The sequence below is a fragment of the Exobacillus caeni genome (assembly GCF_005747095.1).
Lineage (GTDB): Bacteria > Bacillota > Bacilli > Bacillales > Guptibacillaceae > Exobacillus > Exobacillus caeni.
The window spans coordinates 274797-301108 of the sequence record NZ_SWLG01000005.1 but is presented as its reverse complement, the minus strand read 5'-3'; the positions used below and the strand labels follow the sequence as shown (position 1 = coordinate 301108).

The window sequence follows — 26312 nt, the reverse complement described above, 5'->3', positions numbered from 1 at the left end:
CTCCTTTCCTCAATTACTAAAAGTAGTTTACTGCCGTACAACAAGAACGTCACATTTTGCATAACGTGCGATATGCTCGGAAACACTTCCGATCAACAAGCGTTCAACAGCGTTAAGACCAGTGGCTCCACATACGATTAGATCAGCATTCACCTCTGGCGCGATCGTTTTTGCAATCTTTACTTTCGGAGATCCATACTCCACTACAGTTTCTACATTTTTCACCCCGGCAAGCTCAGCTTTTTCTTTGTATTCGTTTAGCAAAGACTTAGCAAAGTCTTCGGCTCTCTGGGAAGCAAGGTCGTATAATTCAAAAGTAGAGAAGTTTCTAGTATCGATAACATGAGCAATAGACAGTTTCGCTTCGTCACGTTTTGCAATTTCAATTGCATTTTGGAAAGCTTTCTCAGCAGATTCAGAACCATCAACAGCAACAAGAATGTTTTGATAACGGATTGCCATTTTGAATCCCTCCCTGAAAAGGTCATTTAAATCGCCTTTTCTTTTAATTTGTTTTAGAATGTTTCTTCTTTGTACCTTTATTGTAGAGCCTGGAAGTATAGGATTCTGTGAGTTATGTCACAAAAGGGGAAAAACAATATAAATTCTCTATCAAGCTTCAAAACTTCCTTGCACAGGATGTTTTTGCTTTGCCTTTTCTAGTTTCTAAATCTTATAAAAAGGGAACTTTTATCCATAGTAATGCATTGGTCCTATATGAAAGGGGAACAATTTTGATGGATAAAGCAATAGCAAAACAAGAAGCGAAAGACAAGGCGAAAGAAGCACATGATAAGGCAAAGCCATGGGTTAAGAAATTTGCAAGGTTCGGATATGCAGCAAAAGGAGTAGTATATATTCTTATAGGTATCCTATCTCTAATGGCCGCTTTAGGGGTAGGTGGAAAGACAACAGGTTCTAAAGGAGCCTTCGCTTCGGTTGCAAGCAAGCCGTTTGGGGAGGTGCTTCTGTGGATTGTAGGAATCGGGCTGGTAGGGTATGTGATCTGGAGAATTTATCAGGTCATAGCTGATCCTGGACACAAAGAGGTAAATATGAAAAGCATCGTGATAAGAATTGGCTATGCGATAAGTGCAGGGATTTATGGATTCCTCGCTTATAAGGCCATTATGATCGCGATTCATGCAGCGAGCGGGTCCAGTGGGTCGAAAAAAACAGTCACAGCAAAAATGATGGCACAGCCATTCGGCCAGTGGGTTATCGGACTTGTTGGAGCAGGAATATTAATATTTGGATTGTATGAATTTTATAAAGCGTTTAAAGAAAAATTCAAAGAAAAACTTAAAAAAGGGGAAATGAGTCAAGCCGAAGTAAAATGGGCTACTATTGCAGGAAAGGTAGGTTTATCGGCCAGAGGTGTCACATTTGTTATAATAGGTTTCTTTCTGATCCAAACTGCTTATACAGCTGATCCGAATAAAACAAAAGGACTGGACGGTGCATTGTCAAAAATCGCTGAACAGCCGTTTGGCCAGTGGATGCTTGGGATTGTAGCAGCAGGATTACTGTTTTACGGAATATTTATGGTTTTCAAAGCAAAGTACCGGAGAATTAATTTTTCCTCCTAGTCGTCAGTTTTGCAATCACTGGATTAATAAGAAGAGCAACGAATAAATAAAACACCCTTCTTTTTATACGAAGAGGGGTATTTCTTTCGCTTTTTTTCAAAAAGAAGAGTAGAATTTAGAATAGTTATTATTTTTTATATAAAACTACTTACTATAAATAAAAGATATTTTGATCGTTAATGAAAGTGGGTGTTGTTCAGCATGTCCAGTTCACGCGGAGGACTTGTGATGTTAAATGAAATGCTAATGAAACTTCCGCCATCCGAAAGGAAGATTGCAAACTATATTCTTGAAAATCCTCAGAGCGCTATCTCTTTAACGGCAAGTGAGCTTGGCGAAAAAAGTTCGACCAGCAGTGCAGCAGTGATCCGGCTTTGCAAGTCCCTTGGTTTGAAAGGATTCCAGGAGCTCAAACTAAGAGTGGCTGGTGATCTTCATAAAACTCCTGAAGAAGCCTTTTTAGATATTTTGCCTGATGATACACAGGAATCTATTGTCCATAAAGTAACCAACAACAGCATTCAAAGCCTTCGTGAAACGGAAGAATTGCTTAATCCAAATGCGCTAACAGAAGCGGTCAATTTAATTAAAGAGGCTGATTCCATCCACTTCTTTGGAGTAGGTGCTTCAAGTCTTATAGCGCAGGACGCACAGCAGAAGTTTCTTCGCATTAATAAACGGGCAAATGCATTTACAGATATCCATATGATGGCCACATTGCTCGCAAATGTATCTGAAAGAGATGTAGTTGTTGGAATTTCTTTCTCTGGAGAAACACCAGAGGTTATTAAAATTTTAGATCTTGCCAATAAAAACGGCGCAAATACGATCAGCTTGACGAAATACGGTGCATCCTCAGTGTCTGACCGGGCCGATATCAAACTGTATACTTCAGCTTCAAAAGAAGCAACATTCCGAAGTGCAGCCACATCATCCAGGCTTTCACAGCTTCTGATCATCGATATGCTTTTTATGGCAGTGGCAAGCAGCCAGTACGATGAAATTATAGGTTGCCTTGATAAAACTCGAAGGACAATCGATTGGCTTAACGAACGGTAAGCATTTTAGAAATATAAGTGAGGCGAGTAATTTGAAGAGAGCAGAGTCATTAGAAGAACTGGAGAGGCATATTAAGGATGAAAAACTGTTTTTGATTTATTTATCCCAGCCAGAATGTAGTGTATGTCACGCCCTTCTGCCAAAAGTGGAAAGTTTGCTCGAGAAGTTTCCTGAAATTTATTCCATGCATGTCGATATGCTTGAGATACCTGAAACAGCTGGACGCTTTTCGATTTTCACTGTACCCGCACTGTTATTATTTGCGGAAGGGAAAGAGGTAATGCGACAGGCAAGATTCGTTAGAGTGGAAGAATTAGAGCATAATTTTTCTAAGATAGTAAAATTGATAAACGATTGATTGAAAAATTTTGGAATAAACCTCAATGGATTAAAGCATTCATCAGGAATTTTAAACCTGTGGGAGGCTGAAAATGGATAAATTGGAAATTGAAATCTACACCAGGCCAACATGACTGGATTGTAAGGCAGCGAAAGAGTTTCTTTCGCAAAACGATTTTTCGTACAGGGATTACGATGTTGTAAAGAATCCCGAAAAGGAACAAGAAATGGTCAAGCGACTGGGTAACCGGATTGTTCCTGGCATTGTTATTCGAAAACGTACTTTACTTGGTATAAGAAGCAAAGAGTATAAGTTCACTGGATTTGAAAATAATCGTAACGACATAGTATCACTTCTTGATAAGTAGGAAGCCGAGCAGATCAATAAAGAAAATACAATATTGAAATAGCCCTCGCTAAGCGGGGGCTTCTTTTGGTGTTCCTTAAGAAAATATAAATTCACTGAAAAACTTGTTCACACGCTAACAGCTATTGTGCTAATAGGTTACGAAGGATTTGTTCATGTCTCGCCACATCTTCCACAGCTCTTGTAAACCGGTGCTGAATTCCGGGAATTTGTGTGCTGGAAGAGATATTTTTGTAAAAAGTAATGGCGTCCATTTCATCCTGGATCGCTTCCCTTATTCCATCACGATAAGAAACCGGTAGTGGAGCTCCGGCGATATTTGGCATTCTTCCGCTTAATTGTGCAAAGAGCTGGTTGAAACTGTTATAGTGGCGAATCACATCCTGCCTGATATCCAGTATCGCTTGCCTTGCCTCCTTAGTTGGAGCAAGTTCAGCAAGCCTGTTATAGAATTGAATCGCTTGATATTCTCGAACAACTGCTTTTTCGATGTCGTTGATCAATCTCTGGTTAACACCTGAAATCAAGGGTTGCTGCTGATTGGATTGCTGTGGAATCATGGTGTTCTTCCCTTCAATTTTTAGAAGTGTCTTATCAAGATAGTGTATGTACAAAAGTATATGGGGTAAGGGTTTCTATGACAACTAATTAAAGTTGATTAAATTGTCTACACATCCTAAAAAAATTCAAACAATTTCAAACAATTTTATTGACTTTAATACCAATAGGGGGTATATTAAAGGTGCGTTTAATAATACCCTTATAGGGTATAATGAACTGAGTGAGGTGAAAGGTGATGGAAGAAAAAAACTTGCAGGAGCAAGGCCATTGCGAAGAAGAAAAATTGACACCCAGATCAGCAGATGAAAAACAATTGTTAATGAATCGGTTGAAGCGAATAGAAGGCCAGGTCAGGGGATTGCAAAAGATGGTTTCGGACGATCGGTATTGTGTAGATGTCCTTGTTCAAATTTCTGCCGTTCAGGCGGCATTAAAGAAAGTAGGGTACTCCATGCTTGAGCGGCATACGAAAACTTGTGTCGCCGGTGCTATCAAAGAAGGCGAAGGAGAACATCACATTGATGAATTGATGAAAGTGGTTAAACAATTTTCCAATTCTTAACTCGGAAAGCAAGGTGAGAAAAAATGAGCACCCAAACCGTAACACTTGAAGTAACTGGGATGACCTGTGCCTCATGTTCGGCCAGGATCGAGAAGGTTTTAAATAAAATGGATGGTGTGGATGCAAACGTCAACCTGGCAATGGAAAAAGCCAGTGTTTCTTATGATGATGCGGTCGTTTCTGTTGAAGATATCACAAATAAGATTGAAAAGCTCGGATACGGAGTACGTCAGGAAAAAGCCGTGCTTGATATTCACGGAATGACCTGTGCAGCTTGTTCAACCAGGATCGAGAAGAGCCTCAATAAAATGAACGGGATCTCGATGGCGGCGATAAACCTTACGACAGAATCAGGTGTGGTCGAATATAATCCCGGGATTGTGTCGATTGATGATATTATGGCGAGGGTTAAGAAACTCGGCTATGAAGCAGTAGTAAAGCAAGACAGAGAAGAGAAAACATCACATAAAGAACAGGAAATCAAGAAAAAACAGCGCAAGCTTTTACTTTCTGCTGTTCTTTCGCTTCCACTCTTATATACGATGATTGCCCATCTACCTTTTGAAACCGGCATCCCGGTTCCAGAATTGTTTATGAACCCGTGGTTCCAATTTATTCTTGCGACTCCGATCCAATTTTATATTGGAGCTCCATTTTACGTAGGTGCTTATAAGGCATTGAAAAATAAGAGCGCCAACATGGATGTGCTCGTTGCACTGGGGACTTCGGCCGCTTATTTTTACAGCGTAATAGAAGCGGTTCGATATCAACTAGAGCCTATGCATATGCCGGAACTGTATTTTGAAACAAGTGCGATTTTAATTACGTTGATTTTGCTTGGAAAGTTGTTTGAAGATCTTGCAAAAGGACGTACGACACAGGCGATTACAAAGTTGTTGAATCTACAGGCGAAAGAAGCGACACTTTTAAAAGATGGAAATGAAGTGAAAGTTCCTGTGGATCAACTACAGGTTGGAGACATTTTAATCGTACGGCCTGGCGAGAAAATACCGGTAGACGGTAAAGTGGTTAAAGGAAAATCATCAATCGATGAAAGCATGATAACTGGAGAATCTATCCCTGTTGAGAAAACAGAAGGGGACTATGTCATCGGTTCTACGATCAATGAGAACGGCATGCTAACGATGGAAGCGGAAAAAGTAGGAAAAGATACTGCACTTGCAGGAATCATAAAGATCGTAGAAGAGGCTCAGGGCTCTAAAGCTCCGATCCAGAGGCTGGCTGATGTTATTTCAGGTATCTTTGTTCCGATCGTGGTTGGGATTGCCATTGTTACCTTCCTCGTCTGGTATCTATTGGTTGATCCGATGAATCTTCCACAGGCACTGGAAGCGGCGATCGCAGTTCTGGTCATCGCATGTCCATGTGCTCTGGGGCTTGCGACACCGACCAGTATCATGGTTGGAACAGGGAAAGGAGCAGAGCAGGGAATTTTATTTAAAGGCGGGGAGTTCTTGGAAGGAACACAAAAAATCGACGCTATCCTCCTTGATAAGACAGGTACCATCACTAGAGGTAAGCCTGAAGTAACTGACTTTTTGGTTTACGGGGAAAGCGAATCAGATGTGTTATCCCTGTTAGTAGCAGCTGAAAAAGCTTCCGAGCATCCGCTTGCAAGAGCGATCGTAGAGTACGGTGAAGGAAAAGGTATTGAAATAAAAGAGGCTGAAACATTTGAAGCGATACCAGGCCATGGTATCAAAGCATCGATCGATGGCCAGGAGGTTTTCGTTGGTACAAGAAAGTTGATGAATCAAGAATCGATTGATTATGAAGACTATGAAGACCAGCTGGCTTTATTAGAAACAGATGGAAAAACAGCGATGTTTGTTGGGAAAGCAGGTAAGATCGTTGGCATTATCGCTGTTGCAGATACTGTTAAGGCAACCTCAAAAGCTGCGATCGAAAAGATGCAGGAGCTTGGAATCGAAGTTTATATGATTACCGGAGACAACCGGAGAACTGCTGAGGCGATCGGAAAACAGGTTGGAATAAATGGGGTGTTTGCTGAGGTCCTTCCAGAAGATAAAGCAAACAAAGTAAAGGAACTGCAAGCACAGGGTAAACATGTGGCGATGGTCGGCGACGGAATAAACGACGCTCCTGCACTGGCAACTGCAGATATAGGGATGGCGATCGGAACCGGAACAGACGTAGCGATTGAAACTGCTGATGTAACCCTTGTCGGTGGAGACCTGGATCATATTCCAAAAGCGATAAAACTCAGCCGTGCTACAATGAAGAACATCCGCCAGAATCTTTTCTGGGCGTTATTCTATAACACGATCGGGATTCCGATCGCTGCTATCGGCCTTCTGGCCCCGTGGGTCGCAGGAGCTGCGATGGCGTTTAGTTCAGTTTCTGTTGTTTCAAACTCACTTCGATTGAAGCGAGTGAAAATATAATAAACCATTTTTCGCAAATGAAAGGGGATATTAAAATGGAACAAACAACACTTAATGTAAAAGGGATGACTTGCGCTCATTGTGAAACAGCCGTAAGGACAGCTCTATTAGAACTCGAAGGTGTAACAGCAGTAGAAGTTCACCTTCAGGATGGAAAAGTAAATGTATCTTATGAAGAAGGCCAGGTCTCAAAAGAAAAAATGACAGAGGCAGTCGAAGACCAGGGATACGATGTAGAATAGGGGTCTGACCCCGCAAAAAATGTGGATAACTCTTCGAAGAGATAAGCCCGATTCCATTATTGGAGTCGGGTTTTTTATGTAGAGAGAAAGCATTAAAAAATAAAAATTAAAAAAATACAGAAAATTGTGTTGAACATTTTTGGTTCTCTGTTATATAATACATAATATAAAAATTATAACTGTATTAAAACAGTTGGAAAGGGGTTTTAAAATGAATTGCTATACCTGTCAGGGGAATGGAGAACTGGATTGCAGTCATTGCAGTGGAAAAGGAATGTTTTCGGATCACAAAGAATGCAAGCATTGCAGCGGAGAAGGCTGTGTTGGCTGCCATAGATGCAGCGGAAACGGTCGTATTGACTGAAGTGAGAAAAGGTTTTTTATCAGGAAGTCCAACTGGCGATTAAATTGGAAAGTTTTAGAAGGAAAGATGGTTACCGTATCAGGGTGTTATTCAGAACAGATTATCCCGGCCGGTAAATAAAAATTAGAAAGGGTGCGGATCATTTGGCTAACAAAAATCAAGAAATTAATGAGTTAAAGGAAAGCTGGAACAGTGAGAGATGGAAAGGAGTTACACGTCCTTATTCTCCCGAAGAGGTACTCAGGCTTCGAGGGTCCGTTCAAATCGAACATACACTAGCCAAAAGAGGAGCAGAAAAACTTTGGAACCTTGTAACGACGGAGGATTATATAAATGCTCTGGGTGCCCTGACAGGGAACCAGGCAGTCCAACAGGTCAAAGCGGGGCTACAAGCTATCTATTTAAGCGGTTGGCAGGTAGCAGCGGACGCTAACCTTTCTGGCCAGATGTACCCTGACCAAAGCCTGTATCCTGCTAACAGTGTACCGAATGTGGTGAGAAGGATAAACCAGGCACTTCAGCGGGCGGACCAGATCGAATATTCGGAAGGAATCCAGACAAGAGATTGGTTCGCGCCTATTGTGGCCGATGCAGAAGCAGGGTTTGGCGGGGCATTGAATGTGTTTGAATTGATGAAAGGAATGATTGAAGCAGGAGCAGCAGGCGTACACTTTGAAGACCAGCTTTCTTCAGAGAAAAAATGTGGGCATTTGGGAGGGAAAGTGTTGCTGCCGACCCAGCAGGCAGTAAGGAATCTTGTTTCTGCCCGTCTCGCTTCAGATGTGATGGGTGTTCCTACAGTGCTGATCGCCAGAACTGATGCAAATGCAGCAAACTTAATTACGAGTGATGTTGATCCGTATGACAGGCAGTTTTTAACTGGAGAACGTTCACCAGAGGGGTTCTATTATACACAAGCCGGGTTGGATCAAGCGATTGCCAGAGGGCTTGCGTATGCTCCATATGCTGATCTCATCTGGTGTGAAACTTCTGAACCTAATCTTGAGGAAGCGAAGCGGTTTGCTGAAGCGATTCACGAGAAATTCCCGGGCAAGTTACTAGCATATAACTGTTCGCCTTCTTTCAACTGGAAAAAGAAGCTGGATGATGAAACGATTGCTCGTTTTCAACAGGAACTCGGGAAAATGGGATACAAATTCCAGTTCGTAACACTTGCAGGGTTCCATGCGTTAAACCACAGCATGTTCGAATTGTCTAGAGATTATAAAGACCATGGAATGGCTGCTTATTCTCGATTGCAGCAGGCAGAGTTTCAAAGTGAGGCGGAAGGATATACTGCTACACGACATCAGCGTGAAGTCGGAACGGGTTATTTTGATGCTGTAGCACAGGTTATTTCAGGAGGAACATCTTCAACAACGGCGCTTAAAGGATCAACAGAAGAAGAACAATTTACGGTTCAAACCTAAAAAACTACGTTTTAGCTGACCCACAAACAAGCTTGCTCTCCCTGTCCGTTTGCTTCGGTAAAACGGCGTCGTGAGTTCTAGCTTTGACTGTGGGTCTTTCCTTTGTAGGAGGACAAACCTTACATATTTTTAGGACTGGCTAAATATAGTGGTAGAGAGATGATGAAAGGGAGGCGCAATGGATGGTAGGAAAATCCAGACAGACATTCATTGAGCAAAATAACATATGATCTTCCGTTTTTTTTTATTACTGATCGGGTTTGGCTTATCAGTTGCCGGTGGTGTAACGATGATCTTACATCTAAATATGATAATTATTGGACACAGTTTTAGAGATTATCTTTTGTTTGTTTCGCAAAGCCCAGAATTTATTGTCTTCGCTTCTGGTGTTTTTATTATTTCCAGTAGTATATATTGGCCGCATCGATAAAAAGGAGCGCGTTTTTGTCTATTAGGAAAGTTTCCCGTAATCGGGGGCTTTTTTATTTTTACTGGAGCTTAACTAGGGTAATATAAAAAGTATACATACCGTAGCAGATCATCGTTATAGGAGGTGACAACTCTGCCGATGCAGAGTACCTGGAATGGAACTACTTATCAATTTACTGCTTGTGGCTTTTTTAATTTTATTAACGGCATTTTTCGTAGCTGCTGAATTTTCAATTATTCGTGTACGCCGTACCAGGATAGATAATTTAGCCGAAAGCGGGAACGGAAAAGCGATTGCTGTTCAGATGATTATAAATGATTTGGATGGCTACTTATCTGCATGCCAGCTCGGAATCACCATTACGTCCCTTGGGCTCGGCTGGTTAGGAGAGCCTACAGTAGAACATTTACTGCATCCTGTTTTCGAAAAGCTTGCCTTAAACGAGACATTATCCAGCACATTATCTTTTGTGATCGCATTTGCATCCATTACATTTTTGCACGTAGTACTTGGAGAACTTGCTCCAAAGACCATCGCGATTCAAAGGGCAGAGGGTATAAGTTTACTGCTGGCCCGTCCTTTGATTTTATTTAATAAAATTATGTATCCTTTTATTTGGGCCTTGAACGGTTCTGCGAGGGTTTTTGTCCGCTTGTTCGGTTTTAAAACAGCATCCGAAGGCGAAACAGCACACACCGAAGAAGAGCTGAGGCTTATTTTGTCAGAAAGCTATGAAAGCGGTGAAATAAATCAGACTGAATTGCAGTATGTAAACCGTATTTTTGAATTTGATAACCGGGTCGCAAGGGAGATCATGATACCTCGAAAAGAAATGGTCGTACTATATAAAGATCTTTCCTTAACGGAAAACCTTAAGATTATTGATGGTGCAAAGTATACAAGGTACCCTGTTGCCAATGAGGATAAAGACGATATTGTCGGCATTATTAACATAAAGGAAGTTTATCATGCTATCTTAAACGAACACGAGCCAATACACTTAACAGACTATACCCGGCCTGTCATCAGTGTTGTGGAGAATACACCGATTCAAACCCTGTTGATTAAAATGCAAAAAGATAGGATCCACATGGCGATAATCGTAGATGAATATGGCGGTACGTCTGGTCTAGTTACAGTGGAGGATATTCTTGAGGAAATTGTCGGTGAGATCAGGGATGAATTTGATATTGATGAAAGGCCGATGATAGAGCAAATCGATGAACAAACGACAATGGTTGATGGAAAAGTCCTTGTTTCACAGATCAATGAACGATTCGAGCTCGAACTAGACGATGATGAATTTGACACGATTGGAGGATGGTTCCTCGCCCAAAAATTTGATGTTGAAAGAGGGACAGAAGTGGAACATGAAAATTACCGTTTTAAAGCGGTGGATGTGGAAGGCCATCAGGTGAAAACCATCGAAGTAATTAAAGAGTAGGCTTTCTTCAATGTAACAAAGATTACAGGAATATTGTGGTTTGGTTACATTGGATCTTTTTTATCAAAAGGTGAAACTATTAAGAAAAAAACTTCGTTTAATATGTGACCCCCTTTAATTGGCTGTACTTTGTCCCACTGTACAGCCTCTTCTTTTTTATATTATATCTGGCCCCTTCTTCAGTCGAAGGGGCTTTTATATATATAGGAAGGATGTCTTCTTTCGCAGTGGAAAATGAACGGCGTTGTTAAAAAGCCTGAACGTAATAACACCCCTTTATTTCCTAAACGTATGCCGAGTTTTCTTTCTGCCTAAATCTCCGCGAATGTCCCTTACCAGGACGAGTGTCCTGCCATAACCTGTATTGTAGGCATTTAGATGAATGACTATAAAAGGAGGAAAACCATGCAGCACCATAACTTAAATCATTATTATGGATCTCCATATATTCCAGCAATGGCAGGACATGAGCAGCGGCAATTCGGTTACCCCTTATTAGGAGGCTTTGCTGGCGGTCTTGCAGGAGGTCTGATTGGCGGAAGCCTATTAGGCGGATTGTTGTATCCGGGATATGGAGGATACGGGTATGGCCCATACGGAGGCTACGGTGGTTACGGAGGCTACGGAGGCTACGGCGGTGGCCCGTATGGATATGGAGGCTACGGCGGCTATGGATACGGGCCGGGTGGCTGGTGGTAAGTTAGATTGAAAGGCATATAGGGCTGACTAATAAGAAGATCAGGATATCTTTTCTTATTGCTAGCAGGATTCTGCAGAACAGTGAGAAAGAGAACCAATCTTTCTTGGGTTAGCCCCTTGCTTTAGATGAAGGGGAGAAGCAACGATTATGACACTTAAACCTAAGGAAGCTGCCAGTTTATTCATCAAAGAGTATTTTCCTGACTGTGATGTTGCCATCCTGGCAGGAAGTGTTGTGAGGGGTGGCGCAACGAATAAGTCAGACCTTGATATCATCGTTATCAAAGAAGATGAAAGAGAGTACCGTGCTTCATATAAAGCATTTGGATGGCCGGTCGAAGTTTTTTTCCATAACTGGGATTCGCCAGAGTTTGTAATGGAGATGGAACGGAGAGCAGGAATCCCTCTCTTTATCCGCATGTGTTCTGATGGAGTGTTTTTAAGGGAAAATACAAGAGGTGCCGCTTTAAAGAAGGACGCGATGGAACGATTAAAGAAAGGGCCGATGCCATGGTCCAAAGACGAAATTGACCAGGAAAGGTACCTGTTAACCGATTTAGTGGAAGATCTCGAAGGGTCCGAAAACGATTCTGAGAATTTGTTTACCGTTTGCACTCTATCCAGAAAAATTCCGGAATTTATGCTGCGTACGAAACAGAAGTGGATGGGAGAAGGAAAATGGATTTTCCGATCCCTGAAAGAGGCGGATGAACAGGCGGCACTGAGACTGGAGCAAAGTTTAACTGCTTTCTTTGAACAAAAGGATAAGAAAAAGCTCATAGAACTTGTAGACAATGAACTAAAGCCATTTGGAGGTCGTTTATTCAACGGGTTTTCAAATAGCGTCTTTTTCTAATACTACAGAGAGCTGACGGTTGCCATGCGTGCAGCCGTTTTATTTTTGTTTGAGTATGATTATGATATGCTCAAGGCAGCTTATTCCAACAAACAAAAGAGGGGAAAATAATGCTGGACAAACTTAAGCAGTGGGCAAAAGATTTAAAAATAATGATCAGTGCGATCGCGATATCTCTAAAGGATTCGCGTACTCCCTGGTATGCAAAGGTAATAGGCGGATTGGTGGTATTATATGCGATAAGTCCGATTGATCTTATTCCAGATTTCATTCCTGTACTGGGCTTTCTTGATGATGTTATTCTTCTTCCGGTTGGAATCTATCTCACACTTAAGCTGATTCCGCAAAAGGTGATCGTAGAAAATAAACAAAAAGCAAAAACGATCGCACCCTCCAAACAACAAAAACTTGCTGGCCTGCTCTTTATTTTCTTAATCTGGTTTCTATTAATATGCCTGCTTTGGAGAGTGATTTTTTCTTAGATACTGCTATTTCCATTACTTTAAGCCAAAGCCTTATCGTTTATGTTTTGATGTTAAAACATTTGGGTATTCCTTCTTTATGAACGAAGAAGATAAGGAGGAATCCAAATGGGAAGCCGTTTTCTCTCTCGTAAAAAATATCGGGAACAAAAACAACAAAACGGTAAGGGAAGAAGCGCCTTTAAGAAAATGTTTTTACGCACGCTTATAGCACTTATTTTAATTGGTACTCTAACACTTGGAGTGGGCGGATATACAGGAATGGCATATATAAATGAGGCGCCAGAGTTAAATCCCGAACTTTTAAAATATCCTCAATCATCCACCATCTACGATATGAACAATAAAAAAATAACGGATGTGGCGGGAAAGGAATATCGGAAAATTGCTCCGATAGACAAAATACCAGAGGGTGTTCAAAACGCTTTTATAGCTGTAGAGGATGTCAGGTTCTGGGAGCATGAAGGAATCGACATCAAGCGGATCGGCGGCGCAGTCCTCGCCAACGTAACGGATGGTTTTGGCGCTGAAGGAGCAAGCACCATCACCCAGCAGCTCGTTAAGAAATCTTTTTTGACTCCAGAAAAATCGATCAAAAGAAAAGTACAGGAAGCGTACCTGGCTATCAAAATGGAAAATGAATATTCCAAAAAAGAAATACTGGAAATGTACTTGAACAAGATTTATTTTGGGGAAGGAGCATACGGTGTTGCTACAGCTGCTGAAGTATACTTCGGGAAATCTGTAGAAGAACTAAACGTCAGTGAAGCTGCACTGCTAGCAGGATTGCCTCAACGGCCAAGCGGCTATAATCCATTCAATCATCCTGAACTTGCTAAAGAACGAAGAGATACCGTTATTTCACTAATGGCCAAGCACGGCTTTATTACTCAAAAGGAAAAAGAAGAAGCCCAATCGATTCCTGTTAAAGATTTACTGCACCCTAAAAAAAGGAACGTTACATATGACGGATTTATTGAACAGGTAGTAGATGAGCTTGAAGAAAAAGGCATTTCCGAGTCAGACCTGTATTCATCGGGGTTAAAGATTTACACGACACTTGATCCGAAAGCACAGCAATTTACCGATAAGGTGCTTTCAACAGATGAATATATTTCTTATCCGGACAAAAAGTTTAAAGCAGGAATCGTGCTTCTTGACACACAAACAGGCGAAATTCGAGCGATCGGCGGAAACAGAAATCCGGCAGATGAAGATATTAAAAAGGGCTTTAACTATGCAACACAATTAAAACGGCAGCCCGGTTCTACTGCTAAGCCGATCTTGGCATATGGACCTGCGATCGAAAAGTTAAAATGGTCAACGTATAAACAAATTAAAGATGAAGAAATTGAGGCGAACGGTAAAACGTTTAAAAACTGGGATGATAAGTTCCATGATGAAGTTTCGATAAGAACAGCACTACAATGGTCATATAATATACCTGCGATTAAAGCGTTCCAGGAAGTCGGCTCCAAGGATGCGAAGAACTTTGCGGCTAAGCTTGGAATAAATCTTGAAAATGCATATCCTGCACATGCCATCGGAGGCTTCAAAAATGGGATTTCTCCGCTTCAGCTAGCGGGAGCTTATGCAGCTTTCGGAAATGAAGGGGTTTATAACGAACCGCATACTGTAAGAAAAGTTGTTTTTGCAGATGGAAAAGAGAAGTCATTCAAGCCAAAGTCAGAACAGGCTATGAGCGATTATACTGCTTATATGATAACAGACATGCTAAAAACGGTAGTTAACGAAGGTACCGGAAAAATGGCCAATATTTCCGGACTTCCTCTCGCTGGTAAAACCGGAACGACAGGCCTGCCAGAGAATATTCATGATGAAGGAGACTCTGATGCCTGGTTCTCAGGATACACGACACGCTATACCGCAGCAGTATGGACAGGCTATGACAAAACCACAAAAGATAGTTATATAAAGAAAGAAGACGACGATATCGCAAAACTAATCTTTAAACACGTTGTTTCTGAAGTGTCAAAAGGAAAAGAAACGCCTGATTTCAAAAAGCCTTCTTCAGTTGTAGAATTGAAAATCGATGAAGAAAGCGGATTGGAAGCAAATAAAAACACACCGGAAGATAAAATCACAACAGAACTATTTGTTAAGGGTACGGAACCAGAGAAAAAACCTGTAAAGGAATCTTCTGCTAAGAATGAAGTAAAAAAAGAAAAGCAAGAACAGAATAAAGAAGATCATAAAAAAGAAAACAGCTCGTCTGATAAAGACAAAGAAAAACAAAAAGAGGATAAAAATGTAGATAAGAAAAAGAAAGAAGAAGAGAAGGACAAAAAGAAAGAGCAGAAAAAAAAGGATAAAAAAGAAGATAAAAAAAGTAAGGAAGAAGAAGAAAAACAAGCAACTGACAGTCAAGATAGTGAGCAAAACAATGAAGAAAGCCAGGACACAGGTGACCAGACAACAGATGATGAACAAGCGACAGAAGAAACTACCGAAGAAGATAACCAAAGTACAGACGACAGCGCTGAAAACAGTGGGGAAGATTCTTCTTCCAGTCAAGATGGAGAACCTGATGCCTCGACACAAAGCAGCGAAGATAACGGAACAACCGAAAAAAGTAGCGAAACAAATTAACGCTTCATACAATCAAGAGCCTCCTTCCAGGGAGGCTCTTGATTATAAATGTGGATATATTGTTGTCTTTCTGTTTATGTTGGTGTAGGCGGTGTAAGCGGGACAAAAATTTCTGGAGGTGCAACTGGGGGTTCAATCTCAGGCGCCGGTTCTGTGTATCCCCCTGTATTATAAAGGTTAGAGAGTGTTTTGATGATTCCCGCACTGCCGATCTGTAACACGGATGAATTTGTTATCCCTTCGATCTTTAAACTGTGGATGACTATATTTTGATTAACAAAGAGGTTTATCAAAATCACCCCCGGTCTAGTTGTTTGCCGCGATATTTTCGTCTGCTAAATCCGGATCTACTGTATTCGTTCCACTGATAGCGTTGTTTACCTGATGAAAATCTCCTGTATTAAAGGATCCGGAACCCGCAAAGGTTTTCGTTGTGCTTTTTGGTGTTACGTTAAAGGAGTCCCCAAAGTTTACTACTCCGCTGCCACCTACAGTATTAATTTTAACTGGACCAACTATTGAAGGCATAGTGAACATCCTTTGCAGACTTATTCATAATGTAGTGTATGTTGCCAGTTTAGTAATAGTTCGGGTTTTGACTCCTATCTTAAAAAGGACTCTCTTATTCTGGTTCTTTTAAAAATTGCCTGATGTTTTTCACCCTTGCCTCACAGTTCACGCTTCTCGTTGAGCCGATATGCAAAATTCCAGATGCACCGATTCCGACTACGCCTATACTTCTAACATGTATTATTGGATTTTCATGGTATGTCGTAATTTTGATCGGTTCATCAATAATTGGCTCAGGAATAGGCTGGGTGTAAATCGGAAATGGGCTCAAATCATCTGCTTCCCTTCCATAATAGATAGGGAGTTCACGCTGGACCGCAAATACATCCGCTCTGGGGGCAAGGTTGACACTATCTCCAATTTGCACAATGGAAGAACTTGATGTGTCGTTTACTTTAACTATGGGAACAACTGAAGACCTGTTATACAAAGATGATTTTCCCCTTTCTTAATCTGAAGGAGCAAAAGGCACAAACGGTCTGGTAACAATATAGGATTCTGGTGGCGTATCATAAATTGATGAACAGGAGATATTGTTGGCATCTCCTACTAAAAAGATCGCAGAAGAAGCGATGGCAATAATCCTTACATCTCCAACATTTAACCCCCGGTTAATTACCTGGTAGTTCATTATTATCCGTTCCTTTCGGCAAATTTTTTATAAAGGTTTCAATCGTGTTATAGATATCTTTATTCACTTTTTTAATCACAGAATTCTCAAGGTCAGACGGATCATCTGTTTGCACCCTGTTCCCCATTTCATTTAAATAATAGTTGATTCTCTGGTCTACCTGTTTCTTAATATCTTCTATAATAAACTGCCGATAGGGTGGGTCCAGTGGGTAATTTAGCCTTTGTTCGATCTCTTGCATATCCTTCCAGACGGCATTTTGCAAATAATCCTGAACTCCTCTTTGCACTGCATGAATTGTTTCAGGGTATGGTGCATTTGCCCCCTCCCCATTTATGGAATTTCCATTTACGGAGAATTCTTCAATCGCTTCAGCTTTGCCGTTAGGTGTTAACCCTATGTTTAGTGTTCCGTCGAGCTGTTCGATTTTCAATTGGTCAAATTTATATTCCACTCTCTCGATATTTGTGCGTGGTTCTTCTTTGATGTTTGTTAGCTCTTGTTGAAGTCTGCCAATCACATTTTCAAGCTGCTGAATCCGCTGATTTTGCTGGTGGATTGCTTGCTGGAGCTGCTGTAACGAATAAAAGTAGTTTCCATATTGGTACATACGCCACCACCTCCCGTGAAATAGATACAACAGTATATGCAAAGAAGCAGCTAGGTGTTAGCCCATCATCCATTTTTATTACCAGCACCCTATTTTTTTATTGAAATGTTGCTTCTACGGTGTCAGTTGTTGGCAATAATACTGGAATCAATCGCATCTTTATCATATGTCGTAGTGATGCTGTAGGCATTGTTATTGGTGATTCCGACCCCGGTATTGAAAGATCCAGCGCCAGAAAAAGTTTTGGTAAGGCTATAAGGTGCTACAATGTATACATCCCCGATATGAAGTACGCCGGATGTACCGACGCTGTTTACTTTTACTACTCCGACAAAAGCAGGCATAAAGAACATCCTTTGCTCCATTAGTTCTATTTTAGCTTATGTGCATTTCATCTAGGTGTTAACACTATAGTCAGCTTAGGAAAGTAAAATCTATAACTTCTTCAAACGAACAGGCTCTTTAGATTATTGTTTTAAATTTTGTTAATAGATACTGCTTTGAAAGAGGTCGATGGAAGAGGAAGTGGCGAAAATCCATGAATACCGATAGACTCAGTAGCAAGATTGAAGAGCATGGCAACTGGTGAACTCCTGGAGATCCGAGATATTAATTATAGGTCATTGAATCCTCTATTTGTGAAAAAACACTGCTTTTCAAAAAAAAGAGGTCATATGTTCAGCTATTTGCTCAAAATCGGATCCAAATAAACGTTTTAACCCTAAATAACAGCACAGATGCCCTATAATTTTAAAAAAGAAGGGCCGGTATCACAAATAACGGATCTGATGACCTCAAATAATGATGGAATAAGGGAGTAAGCATAGATGCTCTGAGCAGAGGAGGCTGGCTCCTAAGAGGGATTTGGTGAAAAATTCCCGCTCAGGAAAGCCAGCCTCCTGTATTGCTCTATTTTGGATTCTAATAAACTCTGCATTTTTCTTGATTATTTTTTGCCTGTTCGATAATTTGCATAATAACCTGGTAGTGAGCTTCCATTTCTTTGAATGATTTGCATTTCTCCATCTTACATCCGATCTCTTCGATTTTCTTTATTTCGTCTTTCGATAAATAGTCAGTTGTATTCATAGTGACTCACTCCTTTACAGGCAATATGCTAAAACAAGGACCTTTTTGCTAGTATAACATACCGTTTTGTTTTCATTTCTATAGCTTTCGTCTCATTCGGATGATATTTGTCCTATTTCGAGTGATTTTTCTTAAAAATCTTTTAGAAATAACACGGAGCTGAGTGTTTTTTTTATGAGGAGTAATTTCAATGAATTCTATTGACTATTTTGGAAAAACTGTAGGCATAACAGAAAGGAGGGGGAAAATGCATAGTAAGCATACTGTCCGTTACATATGTGAAGAGTATTCGAGCGGTAATAAATATTTTTATAAGCAGGAATTAATCACGCATGATACCTGGCAGAATCCAGCATCCATCCAGTGGTCAGCAAGAAGGCCGATTACCAGGCAAACATTTATGAAAAATAAACTGGCGGGGTTTCCTGTGATCTATCGGCACATAAAAAAGGAACCCGGAACCATCATTCCATTTCGCAGTAAAGGTCATATTGAAAGGAAAAAGGGAAGAGCGCAGTCGAAATGTTAGATACTGCGCTCTTTTAAAATTTTCCCGACCGAAGTATGGAGTAAATTAACCAGAGAAACATTAAAAATGCGACTGCAAATCCAATTTCCACTGCAGGAATATTGGAGAGAAAGCTATCGCCAAACGTAGAGCCTATTATTAGTCCAACAATTACAATACTGAAGGCAAGCAATGTGATGCTAAAAGAAATTCGGTTGCTGATTCGGTCAAGTTTAAACAGGAGCCCTTCAAATTCATCAAGATTGATTTCCAGCGGCAAACCGTTCTTTTTAACCTTCTGGAGAAGTTCGCTCATTTGTTCAGGCAGAACCTTGATGGTCGTGCCAAAATCTTCAGCCTCTTTCCATAGCTTGACCGCCATCCGCCTGGGGTTATAGCGCTGTTTAATAAATTCACCTTCATAAGGCTCAGCAAGCTTTATCAGATTTAACTCAGGGTCAAGCCTGGAAACGACGCCCTCAATAGTAATAACTGCTTTAGATAATAATGTATACTCAGTAGGGATAATGATGTTGTGCTGCTGTACAGTCGAAAAAAGATCATCTATTATGTTTCCGAGATCGATTTTGCTTAATGGTATCTGGTTGTAATGCCTCCTTAATAAGTCTATATCGTCATATAACTGCTTTTCATCAACAGACTTTGGAACTCTGGCAAGCTGGTAAATCGACTTTACTACAGCATCTGTATCCTGCTTAACAAGTCCATACATTAAAGTAGAATAATCATGCCGCATCTGCTTAGAAAGCCTTCCTACCTGGCCAAAATCAATCAGAGCAATGTTGTTCCCTTCTGAAAAAAAGATATTGCCGGAATGAGGGTCCCCATGAAAAAATCCTTCTTCAAGCACCTGTTTGAAGAATAAACCGACAAGCCGTTCAGCAACAAGGCTTCTGTCAAAGTTTTCGATGTTTTCGATCTCGGAGACTTTATTTCCGGAAACCTGTTCCATCGTTAAAACCTTTTTAGTTGTAAAATCCCAGCAGATTTTAGGGATCTTCAGCCACTCTTCTTCTTCAAATAACAGACGCATCAAATCGGTGTTCTTGCCTTCCTGTTTAAAGTCCAATTCTTTTCGTAATGCATCAGCAAGCTCTTTCACTATTTCGGAAACACGGTTTGTTTTAGCCCAGTCATAATGATTTTCCAGTAAGAGTGCGAAGTCATTTAATATTTCTAAATCAATCTGCACTTTTTTTCGGATATGAGGACGTTGAACTTTCACGATAACTTCCTCACCTGAATGAAGAACGGCTTTATGGACCTGCCCGATCGAACCTGCCGCAAGACTATCTTCATCAAATTCTGCAAAGATTTCCGTCGCTCCAGTTCCAAGCTCTTGTTCAATTACCTGCTTGATTTCATCAGATGAGACGGGCAGCACATGGTCTTGAAGCTTTTCGAGCTCTTTTCCGATTTCTTCTGGAAAAAGGTCCTTTCTCATGCTAAGCAGCTGACCGAGTTTTACAAATGTTGGGCCCAGTTCTTCTAGCGAAACCTTTATCCTTTCACCAAGTGACCCATTGCCGCCGTCTTTAAGATCGGTTGTGACTCTTTTGGGCAATGAAAGCAGATGGAACAATCCTACCTCTTTTACGATATAGCCAAATCCATGCTTTACTAGTGTGGTTGCAATCTCTCTATAGCGATTAATATGCTTGATATGTTTTGTAACCATAAGCAGTCACCCGAACCCTTATTTATTTTGGCTTTGTTTAAGCAATTCAAGTTCTTCTTGCAACAATACTAACTGGGCCTGTATTTCCTTAAAGTCTTCCTGTGTTACAAAACCTAATTGTTTCAATTGTTCTGTCGTTTTTTTCTTTATCTCATTGTTCCATGAATTTATCTCGTTTTTCCCTTTTTCAGATGTGGCTTCAAGCAATGACCTGGCTTCATTTTTAGTAAGCTGTCCTGCTGAAACATATTTTTCTAACGTATTTTCGAGCTTTTCTTTTCCTGACGCAGCTACTCCTATTCCAAGCAAAAATCCTTTTTTAAATAGATTTTCCAACTTTTTCCCCTCCGTTTTTTGCCTTTCCTTTTTATATACCCTATTTCACTGAAGGATTATCTAAAAATATGGCTCTTTTTCGCATACTTTGTTGCCTAATAAACTTCACAATAGGGAGGAACTGCGACATAACGGATGGATGACCGCTGCGGAAATACACTACGCTTTCCGCGGGCTCGCGCTGAGCCTCCTCACTCGCACAAAACGCTCCTTGCGGGGTCTCAGCGTCATCGCTGTCCCGCAGGATAAGGAAGGCTACGCAGCAAGACATCGCACGAAGAAAAGGTCACATTTCCATCGTGAGATGTAACGCTGCCGAAGCTTCCCTTGTCCTACGGGAAAAACAACAGCTGAAGCGTTGCCCGAGGAAAGCCAACTGCCCGAAGTGGAAAATCAATGCTGCAATTGCGTCGCAGTTTATCTCTTTTGTGCAAAAACAACAATCTTTAGAAAAGAGCTAAAATTATAAAGCTGCCTATGGATTCGGAATCAGGGCTGTTTGATGCTGTTTTAGTAAAGGGTATAGTACAGAAAAAGGAGGGAAACGATAATGGAAAGAAAAGTATATGAAATTCTTTATAATGACGAGAAAGACCACTGGGAATTAAAAAGGCAGGGTGCAGATAAGCCGACAAGAACATTTGATAATAAAGAAGATACTTATCAATATGGCAGAGGCCTCTGCGATGAAAACCGTCCCAGTGAGCTTATCATCCATAACATGGATGGAGAAGTAGAAGATAAGAGTATGTATAACGGAACATCATAAGGGGACTTTCCCCTTACCCCCATTTTCTCTTTTATTCGCATTAAATTTGTACATATCTTAGCATCGTTGAATATTATAAGAATAAGAAAGAGATTGGATTGGCTGTGCAAACAAACGAAAGGAGTCCATGACCTTTGAACCTGATTAGTCCGTCTGTAGGAAGAGTCTCGACGAAAGAACTGACGAATGTCATTAAGTCTTATCTTAAAGAGGATCCGAAAACGCCTTATCGAGTAGTAATTGGTACAGATTCACAAACAACAAGAAAAACAACACAGTTTGTAACAGCTTTGATCATCCATCGAGTAGGAAAAGGAGCAAGGATTTTTTATCATAAAATAAAGCATAAGCCTATTTTTGATTTGCGGCATAGAATCTATAAGGAAACGGAACTTAGTCTTAATTTAATGGAAAAATTGAAGGAAGAAGGCATCTCGGAACTTCTTGCTGATTGGCCGATCGAAATTCATCTTGATGTTGGGCAGCAGGGTGAAACAAGAAAAGTCATTCAGGAAGTGGTCGGCTGGGTGTCTTCAGTTGGATATATCGCGAAGATAAAACCTGATTCGTTTGGCGCAAGCAGTGTTGCGGATCGTTATACGAAATCGATCGGTTAAATGTATCGGAGAAGAAAGCTGGTGAGATACCAGCTTTTTTTCTGTAGCAAAAAGAAGATACCAACCAGTGATAAACATCACATTTCTATTACGGTCTGCACGATATACTATTGGAAGATTAGAGGACAGAAGGCGAAAGGCTAGAAAAAAACTTGAAATGTGTTTATTATAGTATTAAAATGGAAATCTTACGTTGCCCACAGGAGGGAGGAATAGCATGAAGCGAACAAACCCAGTAACCGACAAGTTGAACCGACCTTTAAGAGACTTAAGAATATCTGTAACAGACCGATGTAATTTCAGATGCCGATATTGCATGCCTGAAGAATCATTCGGGCCCGATCATGAGTTCTTGCCTAAGAACATGCTTTTATCTTTTGAAGAGATCACAAGGCTTGCAAAGCTTTATGCATCTTTAGGCGTTGAGAAAATTCGTTTGACTGGCGGGGAACCATTGCTTCGTCGTGATCTTCCTGTACTTGTGAAAATGCTCAGCGAAATTGAAGGCATTAATGATATTGGTTTAACAACGAATGCGTCATTGTTGAAAAAACATGCACATGCTTTAAAAGAAGCTGGATTGCATCGAGTTAACGTGAGCCTTGACGCAATCGATGATGCCACTTTTGCTAAGATGAACGGCAGAGGACTCGGCATTGGCCCAGTGTTAAAAGGAATTGAAGAGGCATCAAAAGCAGGATTAAAAGTTAAGATCAACATGGTAGTCCAAAAAGGGGTCAACGAGCAGGAAATTGTTCCACTCGCAAAATATTTTAGAGGCTCTGGCCATATCGTCCGTTTTATTGAATTTATGGATGTAGGAAATTCCAACGGATGGAAGCTTGACCATGTTGTTTCAAAAAAAGAAATCGTAGAGATGATTGATAAAGAAATGCAGTTAGAGCCTATTGATGCAAACTACTATGGAGAAGTAGCCAGCAGATATCGATATAAAGGATCAGATGAAGAAATCGGCGTGATTTCATCTGTAACAGATTCGTTCTGTTCGTCTTGTACTAGAGCCAGGCTTTCAGCCGATGGTGCCATCTATACCTGCCTTTTTGCAGGAAAAGGGATAAGCCTGCGCAACCCGATGCGGAATGGTTATAGTGACCAGGAATTGACAGAGCTTATTACAGATATCTGGAATAATCGTCATGATCGATATTCTGATGAACGATTGACCGCTACAAACAATGGAAAAACCCGTGAAAAAATAGAAATGTCCTATATTGGAGGATAAATCCGTATGAGAGCATGGATCCAAATTGGGTCCATGCTTTTTTGTTTATAGTGATCACAGGCATGACTGCAAAACCACGGTTGTACAACCTTTTGGTTTTGCATATTAATAGTGCGTTGACTCAGCGTGCATACTACATGGTGAATACCTAAAAAGAGGTGATAACCATGACAGGATGGATTCTTGCTTTGTTATTCTGGGTGATGGGGCTTGCTGTTGTTTCAAGTCCGCATCTCGTTTTTAACAAGCTTGAAAGGCAAAAGTCAAAGTCAGCTGAACATGCAAAAGAAGCAAAGAACATAGACCGGGTTGAAAGTATGTTTTTTCTAATCGAAACAAAAGTTTTGGACACGATCCCCTGGTGGGTCATCAGTTTATTTTCCATCATCATCGGGTTGGTTTTATTTGCTATTGGTTTTGTGTCACTCGTCTTTGGCATAAATTTTTAAAAAGCTAAAAAGCCCGAAACAATTTATTGTTTTTAATCGTCTAGTATGTGAATGTATATTTTCTAATGGACCTGCACTTGTCCACAAGTGGTATGATTAAAGGAATCCACTAAGACGGAGGTTACGATGAGTTGGAGTGAAGTTGGTTCTGTTACGTTCGGTTATATGCTGGGATGTCTCAATGCAGCATACTATATCGTTTTATGGAATACAGGCAAAGATATTAGGGATCTGGGAAGCAGGAACCCGGGAGCGAGAAACGCCGGAAGAATATTTGGCAAATCTATATTCCTCCTCACCTTCTTCTTTGATGCTATTAAGGGAGTAATCGCAATAGCCATTTCCTATCACCTAGATGTATCGATTATGTGGGTACTATTGGCCGGGATATTTACAGTTGTCGGTCATATATGGCCGATCCAGTTAAGGTTTCGAGGCGGAAAAGGAATATCGGTTTACATAGGAGTAATAAGCGCACTGAGTATTTTTATTTTAGGTACGCTACTGGGGCTTTTCTTTATTTTGTATCTACTCCTTCGAAAATTCACATTGAGCGGTCTGAGTGCAATCTCCCTATTGCCATTCGTTACTTATTTGTTCGTGCAATCTGCCGAAACGAGTTTGTTTTTGTTAACGCTCGCTGGATTGATACTATATGCACATCGAAAAGACATAGATAAAGAATATAGGAGAATAAAAAGGGGAGAGGGAAATGAAGGCAGGGTCTCTTACTTTTAAAATAGCTGATCAAGATTGGGAATTTAATGAGATATATAAGTTGAACTATAAGACTTTTGTGGAAGAGATCCCACAGCACGAACATAATGAAGAAAACATGCTTGTTGATCGATTCGATAAAGAAAACACCTATATCGTTTGTTTATCTGGCAAAAATTTAGTGGGAATGATCGCGGTTCGGGGAAAGAGACCATTTTCCCTCGACCAAAAGCTTGATCATTTAGACGGCTATTTACCGAAGAATGGAATACCGTGTGAAGTTCGCCTTCTTGCAATAAAAAAAGAGTATCGAAAGACCAGGGTGTTCTTTGGGTTGATCAGCCAGCTAGTCACATACTGTGTGAAAAAGGGATATGACCTGGCGCTGATCTCTGGGACTACTCGAGAAAGCAAGTTATATAAACACCTCGGTTTTCAGCCGTTCGGGCACCTTGTTGGCTCTGAAGAAGCACAGTTTCAACCGATGTATATCACCAGAGAAAAGCTGGAAAATGGAACAAAGGCCTTTCGACGAGCGTTAGATAAAAACTCAACACTTTACAGTCTGTTACCGGGACCGGTTAATTTCAACGAACCTACAAGAGCAGCGCTGAATGATGTTCCGATCTCCCATCGCTCGAACGATTTCCATCGGATATTTAATCGAACGAAAGAAAAGCTATGTGATCTAGTGAGTGCTCAACATGTCGAAATTCTGTTAGGGACAGGGACGCTCGGAAATGATGTTGTTGCTGGCCAGATTTCTTTACTGGATCAAAAGGGGTTGATCCTGAGCAACGGTGAATTTGGAGAACGCCTCATCGATCATGCCAGAAGGTTTGGCCTCCGTTTCGTAGCTCTCCAAAAAGAATGGGGAGAAGCATTCCGATACGATGAAATAACCCATGTTCTTCAACAAGATAAGGAGATAAAGTGGATCTGGGCCGTACACTGCGAAACGTCAACAGGACTGGTTAACGAGATTGGGTTACTCGAGTGGATAGCAAGTACATATCAATTAAAACTATGCCTGGATTGCTGCAGCTCGGTCGGTGGAATCCAGGTAGATCTTTCAAACGTTTACCTTGCTACAACAGTAAGCGGAAAAGCACTCGGTTCCTATCCGGGACTTGGGATGGTTTTCTATAACCATGCCATAAGCCCTTCGCATAAACTGCCAAGGTACATTGATCTTGGGTACTATGCTGAGAAAGGGGGAGTACCGTTCACACACTCTTCTAATCTTATAAAAGCACTAGATATAGCTATTAATGACCTGGATATCAATGAAACCTATGAAACCGCAAAACGATTACGTAAAAAATTACTTCAGTACGGCTTTAAGATAGCGGGAGATCAAAGCGCTCAATCTCCTACAGTTATAACGGTTATGCTTCCAGAAGAATTGGATTCTGTTTCGGTTGGAGATGCAATGAAACGACAGGGATACCTTTTAAGCTATGAAAGCGATTATCTAGTAAGGAAGAACTGGATTCAGATTTCGATAATGGGTAAATACGAGACCCAGCGGTTATTCGAAGCAATAAGACAGTTAAAAAAGGTTTGTGAAATGATAAAAAAAGGTAAAAATACTGTAGATACTTATTAAAAAGC

The 26312-nt window shown here is 40.8% G+C and carries 33 protein-coding genes; 22 read left to right on the top strand and 11 right to left on the bottom strand.

Annotated features, from left to right (window positions below; all coding sequences use genetic code 11):
* Positions 1-27: 27 nt before the first annotated feature.
* The gene (locus tag FCL54_RS08990; RefSeq protein ID WP_138125502.1) at positions 28-462 is read right to left on the bottom strand and encodes a universal stress protein; all 435 of its coding nucleotides are present in this window, start codon (positions 460-462) and stop codon (positions 28-30) included.
* A gap of 275 nt (positions 463-737) precedes the next feature.
* On the opposite strand from FCL54_RS08990, the gene FCL54_RS08985 reads away from it, so the two are divergent.
* From FCL54_RS08985 to FCL54_RS24585, 4 genes are all read left to right on the top strand, one after another.
* Positions 738-1589 carry a DUF1206 domain-containing protein gene (locus FCL54_RS08985; protein WP_138125500.1) on the top strand — a complete coding sequence of 284 codons (852 nt, stop codon included), beginning with the start codon at positions 738-740 and terminating at the stop codon, positions 1587-1589.
* Between the two features lie 228 nt (positions 1590-1817).
* Positions 1818-2648: a MurR/RpiR family transcriptional regulator gene (locus FCL54_RS08980; RefSeq protein ID WP_246055185.1), complete on the top strand. Its 831-nt coding sequence runs from the start codon at positions 1818-1820 to the stop codon at positions 2646-2648.
* Positions 2649-2679: 31 nt separating this feature from the next.
* Positions 2680-3006 (top strand): thioredoxin family protein, encoded by a 327-nt coding sequence (locus tag FCL54_RS08975; protein ID WP_246055184.1) that lies wholly within the window; start codon positions 2680-2682, stop codon positions 3004-3006.
* Positions 3007-3121: 115 nt separating this feature from the next.
* The gene (locus tag FCL54_RS24585; protein ID WP_138125496.1) at positions 3122-3355 is read left to right on the top strand and encodes a glutaredoxin family protein; all 234 of its coding nucleotides are present in this window, start codon (positions 3122-3124) and stop codon (positions 3353-3355) included.
* 121 nt (positions 3356-3476) lie between these two features.
* On the opposite strand, the gene FCL54_RS08965 is transcribed toward FCL54_RS24585, so the two are convergent.
* On the bottom strand, positions 3477-3914 hold the full coding sequence (locus FCL54_RS08965) for a ferritin-like domain-containing protein (protein ID WP_138125494.1): 438 nt from the start codon (positions 3912-3914) through the stop codon (positions 3477-3479).
* Between the two features lie 236 nt (positions 3915-4150).
* On the opposite strand from FCL54_RS08965, the gene FCL54_RS08960 reads away from it, so the two are divergent.
* The 11 genes from FCL54_RS08960 (at position 4151) to FCL54_RS08915 (ending at position 15460) form a co-directional block, all read left to right on the top strand.
* On the top strand, positions 4151-4477 hold the full coding sequence (locus tag FCL54_RS08960; RefSeq protein WP_138125492.1) for a metal-sensing transcriptional repressor: 327 nt from the start codon (positions 4151-4153) through the stop codon (positions 4475-4477).
* A 23-nt stretch (positions 4478-4500) separates the two neighbouring features.
* Entirely contained in the window at positions 4501-6903 is a 2403-nt protein-coding gene (locus FCL54_RS08955; RefSeq protein ID WP_138125490.1) for a heavy metal translocating P-type ATPase, read from the top strand.
* Between the two features lie 35 nt (positions 6904-6938).
* Positions 6939-7145, top strand: a complete 207-nt coding sequence (copZ, locus tag FCL54_RS08950) for a copper chaperone CopZ (protein WP_246055182.1) — start codon at positions 6939-6941, stop codon at positions 7143-7145.
* Between the two features lie 236 nt (positions 7146-7381).
* A complete protein-coding gene (locus tag FCL54_RS23935) occupies positions 7382-7552 on the top strand; it encodes a hypothetical protein (RefSeq protein WP_171016759.1) in 171 nt (56 codons plus the stop codon).
* A 100-nt stretch (positions 7553-7652) separates the two neighbouring features.
* Complete coding sequence (aceA, locus tag FCL54_RS08945; protein WP_138125486.1) at positions 7653-8939, top strand: isocitrate lyase; 1287 nt, start codon at positions 7653-7655, stop codon at positions 8937-8939.
* Positions 8940-9165: 226 nt separating this feature from the next.
* Entirely contained in the window at positions 9166-9369 is a 204-nt protein-coding gene (locus FCL54_RS24890) for a YuzI family membrane protein (protein WP_138125484.1), read from the top strand.
* 154 nt (positions 9370-9523) lie between these two features.
* The gene (locus tag FCL54_RS08935) at positions 9524-10813 is read left to right on the top strand and encodes a hemolysin family protein (protein WP_138125482.1); all 1290 of its coding nucleotides are present in this window, start codon (positions 9524-9526) and stop codon (positions 10811-10813) included.
* A 405-nt stretch (positions 10814-11218) separates the two neighbouring features.
* Entirely contained in the window at positions 11219-11512 is a 294-nt protein-coding gene (locus tag FCL54_RS08930; protein WP_138125480.1) for a spore coat protein, read from the top strand.
* A 148-nt stretch (positions 11513-11660) separates the two neighbouring features.
* Positions 11661-12368, top strand: coding sequence for a nucleotidyltransferase domain-containing protein (locus tag FCL54_RS08925; protein ID WP_138125478.1), 708 nt, complete (start codon positions 11661-11663; stop codon positions 12366-12368).
* A 110-nt stretch (positions 12369-12478) separates the two neighbouring features.
* The gene (locus FCL54_RS08920) at positions 12479-12850 is read left to right on the top strand and encodes a YkvA family protein (RefSeq protein ID WP_138125476.1); all 372 of its coding nucleotides are present in this window, start codon (positions 12479-12481) and stop codon (positions 12848-12850) included.
* 108 nt (positions 12851-12958) lie between these two features.
* Positions 12959-15460: a transglycosylase domain-containing protein gene (locus FCL54_RS08915; protein ID WP_138125474.1), complete on the top strand. Its 2502-nt coding sequence runs from the start codon at positions 12959-12961 to the stop codon at positions 15458-15460.
* Between the two features lie 74 nt (positions 15461-15534).
* On the opposite strand, the gene FCL54_RS08910 is transcribed toward FCL54_RS08915, so the two are convergent.
* From FCL54_RS08910 to FCL54_RS23930, 7 genes are all read right to left on the bottom strand, one after another.
* Positions 15535-15750, bottom strand: a complete 216-nt coding sequence (locus FCL54_RS08910; RefSeq protein ID WP_138125616.1) for a spore germination protein GerPB — start codon at positions 15748-15750, stop codon at positions 15535-15537.
* A gap of 16 nt (positions 15751-15766) precedes the next feature.
* Positions 15767-15988 (bottom strand): spore germination protein, encoded by a 222-nt coding sequence (locus FCL54_RS08905; RefSeq protein WP_138125472.1) that lies wholly within the window; start codon positions 15986-15988, stop codon positions 15767-15769.
* A 94-nt stretch (positions 15989-16082) separates the two neighbouring features.
* Positions 16083-16460: a spore germination protein GerPE gene (locus tag FCL54_RS08900; RefSeq protein ID WP_138125470.1), complete on the bottom strand. Its 378-nt coding sequence runs from the start codon at positions 16458-16460 to the stop codon at positions 16083-16085.
* An 18-nt stretch (positions 16461-16478) separates the two neighbouring features.
* Entirely contained in the window at positions 16479-16661 is a 183-nt protein-coding gene (locus tag FCL54_RS08895) for a spore gernimation protein GerPD (protein WP_138125468.1), read from the bottom strand.
* A complete protein-coding gene (gene gerPC / locus FCL54_RS08890; RefSeq protein WP_138125466.1) occupies positions 16642-17271 on the bottom strand; it encodes a spore germination protein GerPC in 630 nt (209 codons plus the stop codon). The genes FCL54_RS08895 and gerPC overlap by 20 nt, the downstream gene beginning before the upstream one ends.
* Positions 17272-17393: 122 nt before the next feature.
* On the bottom strand, positions 17394-17615 hold the full coding sequence (locus FCL54_RS08885) for a spore germination protein (RefSeq protein WP_138125614.1): 222 nt from the start codon (positions 17613-17615) through the stop codon (positions 17394-17396).
* A 577-nt stretch (positions 17616-18192) separates the two neighbouring features.
* Entirely contained in the window at positions 18193-18360 is a 168-nt protein-coding gene (locus FCL54_RS23930) for a hypothetical protein (RefSeq protein ID WP_171016758.1), read from the bottom strand.
* Between the two features lie 247 nt (positions 18361-18607).
* Between FCL54_RS23930 and FCL54_RS08880 the strand changes: the two genes are divergently transcribed.
* Complete coding sequence (locus tag FCL54_RS08880; protein ID WP_138125464.1) at positions 18608-18889, top strand: hypothetical protein; 282 nt, start codon at positions 18608-18610, stop codon at positions 18887-18889.
* A 13-nt stretch (positions 18890-18902) separates the two neighbouring features.
* On the opposite strand, the gene FCL54_RS08875 is transcribed toward FCL54_RS08880, so the two are convergent.
* Positions 18903-20567, bottom strand: a complete 1665-nt coding sequence (locus FCL54_RS08875) for an ABC1 kinase family protein (RefSeq protein WP_138125462.1) — start codon at positions 20565-20567, stop codon at positions 18903-18905.
* Positions 20568-20585: 18 nt separating this feature from the next.
* Entirely contained in the window at positions 20586-20903 is a 318-nt protein-coding gene (locus FCL54_RS08870) for a phasin family protein (RefSeq protein WP_138125460.1), read from the bottom strand.
* A 550-nt stretch (positions 20904-21453) separates the two neighbouring features.
* Here FCL54_RS08870 and FCL54_RS08865 point away from each other — a divergent pair.
* From FCL54_RS08865 to FCL54_RS08840, 6 genes are all read left to right on the top strand, one after another.
* Positions 21454-21672 carry a DUF2188 domain-containing protein gene (locus FCL54_RS08865; protein ID WP_138125458.1) on the top strand — a complete coding sequence of 73 codons (219 nt, stop codon included), beginning with the start codon at positions 21454-21456 and terminating at the stop codon, positions 21670-21672.
* Between the two features lie 134 nt (positions 21673-21806).
* Positions 21807-22289: a ribonuclease H-like YkuK family protein gene (locus tag FCL54_RS08860; protein WP_138125456.1), complete on the top strand. Its 483-nt coding sequence runs from the start codon at positions 21807-21809 to the stop codon at positions 22287-22289.
* Positions 22290-22506: 217 nt separating this feature from the next.
* Positions 22507-23532: a GTP 3',8-cyclase MoaA gene (gene moaA, locus FCL54_RS08855; RefSeq protein ID WP_138125454.1), complete on the top strand. Its 1026-nt coding sequence runs from the start codon at positions 22507-22509 to the stop codon at positions 23530-23532.
* A 167-nt stretch (positions 23533-23699) separates the two neighbouring features.
* Entirely contained in the window at positions 23700-23981 is a 282-nt protein-coding gene (locus tag FCL54_RS08850; protein ID WP_138125452.1) for a hypothetical protein, read from the top strand.
* A 126-nt stretch (positions 23982-24107) separates the two neighbouring features.
* The gene (locus FCL54_RS08845) at positions 24108-24719 is read left to right on the top strand and encodes a glycerol-3-phosphate acyltransferase (protein WP_138125450.1); all 612 of its coding nucleotides are present in this window, start codon (positions 24108-24110) and stop codon (positions 24717-24719) included.
* Positions 24694-26307, top strand: coding sequence for an aminotransferase class V-fold PLP-dependent enzyme (locus FCL54_RS08840; protein ID WP_138125448.1), 1614 nt, complete (start codon positions 24694-24696; stop codon positions 26305-26307). The genes FCL54_RS08845 and FCL54_RS08840 overlap by 26 nt, the downstream gene beginning before the upstream one ends.
* Positions 26308-26312: the final 5 nt, after the last annotated feature.